A 7,721-nucleotide genomic window follows, 5' to 3' on the forward strand; every position below is an offset into this window, starting at 1 on the left:
TGCGCCGCCCTATCCAGCGTGGTGTCGTCCGCCTGCTTGAAGCTGGCTTCGAGGAACGCGGTCGGGTCCAGTACCGGCGCGGCGCGAACCGAGAGATCGGCGGGAACATTGACCGAAGCGATCCGGAGGCTCTTGGCGCCTTCGGCCGCGCCGAGGCTGACACGGCCGGGAATTTTGAAGGTGGCCTGGAAGTCGCCGATCTCGGCGACGGCCTGTTGCTCGTCGGCGCTCTGGCGCGGCTCGGCCGCCTCTGCGATCTTGGCCATGGCCGGCGACTGCGCCTGGCGCGTCATCGGGGCCGGCCGCGCCAGATCCGAAGCCGTGCCGAGCGCCAACGGCTTCGGCACTTGCGGATATTGCGCCACCAGCGGGTTCAGCTCAGGGGCACTGCCGCCGCGGCTGATGCGGACCGTGGAGACGCCGAGCGTCACGTTGGACCAGTCCTCGCCGGTCGACTGCGTCACCTCGGCGCGACGGACGAGCTCGAGCTGCGGCTTGCGGTCCTTGGCGCCGGTATCGAGCCGCGCGTGGTAGAGCGGCACCCAGCGCGCGTTGCGCACGGCGTAGGTCACCCGCAGCGTCGCCTTGGTCGCCGCGGCTGAAGCGACGTCGATCCGCACCTCGAGCTTGCTCGGCGGCTTGGCCGAGCGTTCGGCTTCCAGTTGCGCGATCTGGCGGTCGAGTTCGCGCTGCTTTCGGGTGGCGTCACGGATGGCGGTGTCCGCGGTCGCGATCTCCTCCCCGACCGCCGCAAAGGCGGCACGCCACTCGGTGATCGGCCTCGCCTCGCCCTTGTCGCCGAGGCCGGCAGGAGAGGTTTCTGCAAAATGCTGCGCGAATTTGCGCCGCGCGGCGGCCGAGTCGATCGCGCCTTGCAGATCGGCGCGCTGGTCCTTCAACGCTTCGATACGCTTGTCGAGTTCGGGCAGGTTGACCGGCGGCGCAGCTTTCGGCGGGCGCGCATCAATCGTGCCGATGGTGAGCTTGGCGCCCGCCTCGCCCTCGACGCGGAGGGATGACGGATCGAGCGAGAGCGGAAAATCCCTGGCGACCAGTGTCGAGTCGCCGGAAGCGAGGTCCAGCGACATGACACGCGTGACGGTGGCGCCGTCAGGATAGACGGTCACCGTGTCGATCGTCGAAGTGGCGTCCACGTTGGCCGCCCATGACGGCGATGCGAGGGCCGTGGTCACCAGGACCAGGCCCGTGGTGGCCAGATATTTCGCGGTGATGCGCATGAAAGTCCCTCCTGCGGTATCGCGCGCCGCCAGCCTGACGCGCGAGAAATGCCTCGCCATCGTGGTTGGACGCGGCAGGGAAGGAACCGGTTCGATTGGGGTTTCCGTGGGGCATCGCCGCGGCGGCACCAGGGCCGCGGGACGCTTTCGCCGCCTCGACAGCGTCAGGCCTGGGCCGGCAAACCCTGGCCGAAGATGCGGCGGAGCAGATCGGTGACGTTCCTGGCACCCGCCTTCTTCAGGATGCTGGCGCGGTAGCCCTCGACCGTCCGCGCGCTCAGATGCATCCGCCGCGCGATCTCCTTGTTGGTGAGGCCGGCGGCGAGATGCTCGAGCACGTCGCCCTCGCGCCCGGACAAGGGCTCGCAACCAGGCAGCCAGCGCTGCCGGCTTGCACCGGGTTGCGCGAATTCGTCGATGGCGGCGTCGATCCGCCCGACGACATCGTGGGTGCGGAACGGCTTCTCGATGAAGTCGACCGCGCCGTTCTTGATGGCGTCGACCGCCATGGCGATGCTGCCGTTCGCCGAAGTCACCAACACCGGTGCCATGCAGTTTTCCTCCCGCAGCCGCCTGAGCACTTCGAGAGCGGAGCGATCCGGCGGCATCTCCAACAGCACACAGGCCGGCATCCGCGCCTTGGCTTCCGACAGCAGAGACGCACCATCGGCAAAGCAGATCACGTCATAGGCGCTCTGCTCAAGCGCGGCGGAAAGTTGTTCGCGGGAGGCGGCGTCAGTGTCGATGACGAATACCTCGCCCTTGGAAAGCATGTTCCCCGGCATAATCCCGATCCAGCAATGTCTTGGTCAAATCGTCCGAGACGGCCCCGGGGCTCCGTCGCGCCCCGCCGTCCACGCACGGCATTCCCGCCAGTGCTTCGGTTTTCCTTATGTATGTTCCATCCAGTTCCCGGATTTGACGGATGGGGACAGAAACTTTACATTTCGGGACATCTGCGGGAATGGCTGGCAGGAACGGTTTGCATGACCGATCTCATTCGCAGCGCAGGCCTGAGCTGTTACCCCGAGGTCGCCCGGTCGCTGGGGCTCGATCCCAACCAGATCATGCGCAAAGTCCGGCTGCCGTTGGCCTGCCTGGACAGACCGGACGTCCCGATCGCCGTCACCGGCTTGCGCCGCCTGCTCGAATTGTCGGCAAAAGCGTCCGGTGCCCAGGATTTTGGCTTGCGTCTCGCCGAGCGCGGCGGCCTGACCAATTTCGGCACGGTCGGCCTGATCGTGCGCGAACAGGCGACCGTCGGCGAAGCGATCGAGGCGTTTTCGCGCTTCATTCATCTCCATCATGACGGCATGCGGCTCGACGTTGCGCGCGGCAGACAGACCGTGACCATCACGTTGCATCTGCGCGGCCGGCAGCCGCGCGCGGCGCGCCAGTCGATAGACATGGCGCTCGGCAGCGTCCACCGCATCATCCAGTCGCTGTTCGGCAGCGATTGGCGGCCGCTGGAAGTCCATCTGCACTACCCGCCGCCGCATGACCGCAAGCCCTACCGCGACTTCTTCCGCTGCCGGGTGACCTTCAATGCGGACGACGATGCGATCGTGCTATCGGCGCACGACATGGAGCGCCGTATCCCAAGCGCGCATCCCTTGATCGCGGATTACTTGCGCAAGCGGATCGAGGCGATCGAGAGCAGGCCGCGGAACTGGGAGGAGCGGGTCGACGAGGTGGTGCGAACCCTGCTCGCCAGGGGCGACTGCACGGTCGAGCGCGTCGCCGAGCATCTCGCCTGCACCCGCCGCACCATCCACCGCCACCTCGCCGCATCGGCCACCAGCTTCTCGGCCATCCTGGACGCTCAACGCGCCGATCTCGTGGTCCAGCTGATCGAGGATCCCGACCGGCCGCTGGCCGACATCGCGATGCAGCTTGGCTTCTCCGCGCAAAGCGCCATGGCGCGCTGGTTTCGCGGCCGCTTCGGCTGCACCATCACCGCGTGGCGCAGGGGCGTGCGTCCCCTGACGGAGCCACCCGCGGCGACTGCGGCCTGAGCTCAGCGTGCCGGAACAGGCAGGCCCATCGTGGCGAGGGCCCTCCGCCGGCTGCCGGCGAGCAGCGGGCCGAACGCGACGGCGAATCCGAGGAAGGCAATGATCCAGCCGCAGGCAGCGATGTGCACCAACACGTCGTGATGCGCGGGCAACAGGACGGCCGCGACCCGGGCCAGAGCCCCGACGATGATTGCAGCATAGATCGCCTGGACGGCCGGCGAAGCCGTCAACGCCTGTCCGGTATGGCCGAGGCTCGCGCGGGTCATCACCGCGAGCGTCATCGTTCCGGCCGCGCCTGCCATCCAGGCGTGGATGCCCGCGCTTGGCGGAAGCTCGCCGAAGGCGGCCAGCGCATTCAGAATGAAGCCGAACGGCACGAAGACATAACCGACATGCAGGATCAGCAGCAGCCGCTCGCGCGCGGTGCGATCGCCGGCCCAGCGTGCAAGCCGAACCAGGTGCAGCACGCCAGCCCCCGCCATCGCGACGCCGGCGATCATGGTTAGCGGCGCCACGATCCATGCGATCAGCGCGAGCGCGCTCAATCCGATCACGGCGCCGTCGAAACGCCCGAACGGCACCGGCAGGCGACCGGGATTGAACTTGACCAGCCAGTTGCGGGTGAAGCTCGGAATGATGCGCCCGCCGATCAACGCGATCAGCAGGACGACCACGCCGATACCGACGCGGATGCTGACATCGGCCGTGCCCTGAACATGCGTTTCGACGTGAAAGCCGAGATTGCCGGCAAGCAGGACCAGCACCAGCCCGACCACGGGCAGATTGCGCCAGTTGCCGCCTGCGATGATCTCGCGCGTAGCCGCGGCGACGACCAAGGTCAGGAAGGCCGCATCGACGACGAGGGCAAAGGCCCAGCCGAGATCGGCGGACACCGTCACCGCGATCCGCCCGGCAAGCCAGACCATCAGCAACGCCCCGAGCGGCGTCCCCTGGATCGGCAGCCGCCCCGTCCAGTTCGGGATGGCCGTGAACAGGAATCCGGTGATCACGGCCGGCAGGAAGCCGTAGAGCATCTCGTGGATGTGCCAGTCGCGCGGCGCGAATGCGGAGCTCACCGACAGTTCCCTATGGAACATCGGCAACCAGGCCAGGATCGAGAGCCCCGCCTGGATCGCGGCAAGCAGGAAAAAGGGGCGAAAGCTGTTCGCGAACAGCGGCCAGCCCGCAAAGTTGCGGGATCGGGCGCCAGCCATGGCTCAACTCCAATAATTCAGAGCGTCGTTCGTGGAAAAATACTGCCGCCCCGTCGTCCCCTTATTGCGCTATCGCAAACTACCGGACGATTGCAGGTGCCATCACGCATAGCGCGCGGCCCCGATCGCCATCACGAGGCCGATGGATTCCGGGCTCGCGCTTCGCGCGCCCCGGAATGACGGTGGAGCGACCTTACACCGCCCGGCTGTGCAGTTGCTTGCCCGGATCCAGATGCGCGTCGAACGCCGCTGCCACGGCGCGGACCAGGAAGCGCGAGTCCTTGGCGACGGCGAGCCTATCGCCGTCCACCCTCACGACGCCGTCGGAGATCAGCGGCGTCAGGCGCGGCGCCGATTTCAGCATCGCGCCCGCCTCGGCGCCATGACGCGCGCAGATGTCGCCGAGATCGGCGCTGAACTCGCACATGATGCGTTCGATGATGTCGGCGCGCAGCCGGTCGTCGTCGGTGAGCCCATATCCCTTCGCAGTAGCGAGGCGCCTTGCGGCGACGCTCTGCGCATAGGCGCCGATCTGCACCTCGTTCTGGACGTAGCCCTGCGGCAGATGTCCGATCGCGCTCGCGCCGAAGCCGATCAGGGTTTCGCTTTTGTCGGTGGTGTAGCCCTGGAAATTGCGTCGCAGCGTTCCCTGCTCGAAGGCCAGGGCCATGGAATCGTCGGGGCGCGCGAAATGATCGAGCCCGATCTGCACGTAACCGGCCTCCTTCAGCGCATTGGCGATCGCGCAGGCCTGGTCGTGGCGCGCAGGGCCGTCGGGCAGCATGGCCTCGTTGATCATGCACTGGTGCTTCTTGAAACCGGGCACATGAGCATAGCCGAACACCGAAAAGCGGTTCGGCGCGAGCGCGAGGCTGCGCCGCACCGTGTCCAGGCACGAAGCGACGGTCTGGTGCGGCAGCCCGTAGATCAGGTCGAAATTGATGCCCTCGATCCCGGCGCGGCGGAGCATGTCGACCACCGACGCCGTCTGCTCGTAGCTCTGCACGCGGTTGATCGCCCGCTGCACCTCGGGATCGAAGCTCTGCACGCCGAGGCTCGCGCGATTGACGCCGGAGAGCCGCATGGCCTCGACCATGTCAGCGGTCAATGTGCGGGGATCGACCTCGACTGCGATTTCGGCCGATGGTAGCACGAAGAACTTCTGGCGCATCGTTGCCATCAGCTCGGCGAAGGCCTCCGGCGCCATGATCGTCGGCGTGCCGCCGCCGAAATGGATGTGCTCGACCTTGATGCGGCGACCGATGGTTTCGGCGACCAGCGCGATCTCGCTGCGCAGCGTACGTTGGTAGCCGGCAACGAGCTCGTCGCGGCGGACGATCTGGGTGTGGCAGCCGCAGTACCAACACATCTCGCGGCAGAACGGCACGTGCAGATAAAGCGAGGTGCTTGCGCTCACCGGCAGTTGCGCCAGCCAGCGGGCATAGGTGTCCGGACCGATCGTGCTCGTGAAGTGCGGCGCGGTCGGATAGCTCGTATAGCGTGGCAGCCGCTCCTCGCCGTAGATCGCCGCAAGATCAGCTCTCATATCTTACCCATTCGTAAATTTCGGCCGCGTCAGGCACCACGGCAAATCACGGAATGAGCTCAGATAACCCGAATGCGCGGGAGCGACTTTGCGCTCGCGCAAAGCGCGGGAGCCGATTCCCGGCCATGGTCGGGATTATTCGCCGGCCATCCGGAGCGTTTGCCATGAGGCTTCTCGAACTCATTCTCCCCCTGCTGTCCCTGCTCGACGTCCGCGGCCATATCCCGCGGTTCGACGACTTCCGGCCGGCCCCCGCCGCGTCAGTCCCCGTCGGGGTGGTGCGCGCCCTGTCCGCAGCGATTGCCGTCTTCGCCGCGCTCGCGCTGGCGCTCTGGGGATTGGTCTGGCTTGCCATTGCTCTGCTCTGAAGTATCACGCGAAAGCGAAATGGCTTCGGCGCGAGCAGACGCCGTGGCGGCCAGCGTGTCGCAGCGGCTGACCAAGGCGTGCCGACAAGATCATAGGAGTGCGCCTCGCTTTCCCATGATCACCCCGCATTAATTAGAACGACTCTAAACTTATATTGGAATCGCTCTAAGTCATGCCTCTTCGCGACATCGCGCCGCTGACTTTGCCCCCTCGCCTGCGCTACTCAGTCCGACGTTCAATTGCCGGCCTGGGAGCAGCCTCATGATCAATTTTCGCGTCCTCGCAGCGTCTGCGGCGGTGCTACGTCTGACGACGTCCTTCGTGTCGGAAGCAGCCGCCAATGGTGAGGTCAACGTCTATACCTATCGCGAGACCAAGCTGATCCAGCCGCTGTTCGACGCGTTCAGCAAGGATACCGGCATCAAGGTCAATGTCGTCTCCGCGAGCTCCGGCCTGGAGCAGCGCATGAAGGCGGAAGGCGCCAACAGTCCGGCCGACGTACTGCTGACGGTGGACATCGGCCGCATCGACGAGGCCGTGCAGGCCGGCGTCACCCAGCCGATCAAGTCGGAGGTGGTCGAGAAGGTCGTGCCGGCGCAGTATCGCGATCCCGACGGACAGTGGGCCGGCATCTCCATGCGTGCGCGCGTCATCTATGCCTCGAAGGATCGCGTCAAGCAGGACAAGATCACCTATGAGGAGCTCGCCGATCCCAAGTGGAAGGGCAAGATCTGCATCCGCTCGGGCCAGCACATCTACAACAACGCGCTGTTTGCGGCCTACACGGCCAAGTACGGCGAGGCCAAGGCCGAGGAATGGCTGCGCGGCGTGAAGGCCAATCTCGCGCAGAAGCCGTCCGGCGGCGATCGCGAAGCAGCGCGTGACGTTGCCGCCGGCAAATGCGACATCGGCATCGGCAACACCTATTACTGGGCGCTGATGATGAACAACGATCCCGAGAAGAAGCCCTGGGCGGAAGCGACCCGCGTCATCCTGCCGACTTTCGAAGGCGGCGGCACCCACGTCAACCTCTCGGGCGTGCTGCTCGCCAAGCACGCGCCCAACAAGGCCAACGGCATCAAGCTGATCGAGTGGCTCGTCAGCGAGCAGGCGCAGCAGCTGTATGCCGACCAGAACTACGAATACCCGGTCCGCGCCGGTGTCGCCGTCAACCCCACCATTGCCGGTTACGGCAAGCTCAGCCCGGATCCGTTGCCGATCGCAAAGATCGCCGCCAACCGCAAGGCTGCGGCCTCGCTGGCGGACAAGGTCGGCTTTGACAACTGACCTCTGGCGGCCCGCGTCTCTCAAACTGGCAGACGCCGCGGACGCACGGCCT

7 protein-coding genes are annotated in these 7,721 nt (G+C 66.2%); 3 read left to right on the plus strand and 4 right to left on the minus strand.

What is annotated here, in order from left to right; all coding sequences use genetic code 11:
• Window positions 1–1,238: mucoidy inhibitor MuiA family protein (locus tag JHD07_RS16440; RefSeq protein ID WP_291623989.1), on the minus strand; the 1,238-nt coding region annotated here is incomplete at its 3' end.
• A gap of 164 nt (window positions 1,239–1,402) precedes the next feature.
• Window positions 1,403–2,023 carry a response regulator gene (locus JHD07_RS16445; RefSeq protein ID WP_291623991.1) on the minus strand — a complete coding sequence of 207 codons (621 nt, stop codon included), beginning with the start codon at window positions 2,021–2,023 and terminating at the stop codon, window positions 1,403–1,405.
• 201 nt (window positions 2,024–2,224) lie between these two features.
• Here JHD07_RS16445 and JHD07_RS16450 point away from each other — a divergent pair, with 201 nt between their 5' ends.
• Window positions 2,225–3,253, plus strand: a complete 1,029-nt coding sequence (locus tag JHD07_RS16450; RefSeq protein ID WP_291623992.1) for an AraC family transcriptional regulator — start codon at window positions 2,225–2,227, stop codon at window positions 3,251–3,253.
• A 2-nt stretch (window positions 3,254–3,255) separates the two neighbouring features.
• Here JHD07_RS16450 and JHD07_RS16455 read toward each other — a convergent pair whose 3' ends face one another.
• Window positions 3,256–4,467, minus strand: a complete 1,212-nt coding sequence (locus JHD07_RS16455) for an NnrS family protein (protein ID WP_291623994.1) — start codon at window positions 4,465–4,467, stop codon at window positions 3,256–3,258.
• A 193-nt stretch (window positions 4,468–4,660) separates the two neighbouring features.
• Window positions 4,661–6,013 (minus strand): oxygen-independent coproporphyrinogen III oxidase, encoded by a 1,353-nt coding sequence (hemN, locus tag JHD07_RS16460; protein WP_291623996.1) that lies wholly within the window; start codon window positions 6,011–6,013, stop codon window positions 4,661–4,663.
• Window positions 6,014–6,177: 164 nt separating this feature from the next.
• Here hemN and JHD07_RS16465 point away from each other — a divergent pair, with 164 nt between their 5' ends.
• Together JHD07_RS16465 and JHD07_RS16470 are read left to right on the plus strand one after the other, a co-directional pair.
• On the plus strand, window positions 6,178–6,381 hold the full coding sequence (locus tag JHD07_RS16465; protein ID WP_291623998.1) for a hypothetical protein: 204 nt from the start codon (window positions 6,178–6,180) through the stop codon (window positions 6,379–6,381).
• A 262-nt stretch (window positions 6,382–6,643) separates the two neighbouring features.
• Window positions 6,644–7,669: a Fe(3+) ABC transporter substrate-binding protein gene (locus tag JHD07_RS16470; protein WP_291624000.1), complete on the plus strand. Its 1,026-nt coding sequence runs from the start codon at window positions 6,644–6,646 to the stop codon at window positions 7,667–7,669.
• Window positions 7,670–7,721: the final 52 nt, after the last annotated feature.

Source organism: Bradyrhizobium sp., from assembly GCF_016462955.1.
Taxonomy (GTDB): domain Bacteria; phylum Pseudomonadota; class Alphaproteobacteria; order Rhizobiales; family Xanthobacteraceae; genus Bradyrhizobium.

Excerpts from the sequence above, each read along its gene's own strand:
- JHD07_RS16445 (WP_291623991.1), bottom strand. The coding sequence starts at position 2,023 with ATGCCGGGGAACATGCTTTCCAAGGGCGAGGTATTCGTCATCGACACT.
- JHD07_RS16450 (WP_291623992.1), top strand. The coding sequence starts at position 2,225 with ATGACCGATCTCATTCGCAGCGCAGGCCTGAGCTGTTACCCCGAGGTC.
- JHD07_RS16455 (WP_291623994.1), bottom strand. The coding sequence starts at position 4,467 with ATGGCTGGCGCCCGATCCCGCAACTTTGCGGGCTGGCCGCTGTTCGCG.
- hemN (WP_291623996.1), bottom strand. The coding sequence starts at position 6,013 with ATGAGAGCTGATCTTGCGGCGATCTACGGCGAGGAGCGGCTGCCACGC.
- JHD07_RS16465 (WP_291623998.1), top strand. The coding sequence starts at position 6,178 with ATGAGGCTTCTCGAACTCATTCTCCCCCTGCTGTCCCTGCTCGACGTC.
- JHD07_RS16470 (WP_291624000.1), top strand. The coding sequence starts at position 6,644 with ATGATCAATTTTCGCGTCCTCGCAGCGTCTGCGGCGGTGCTACGTCTG.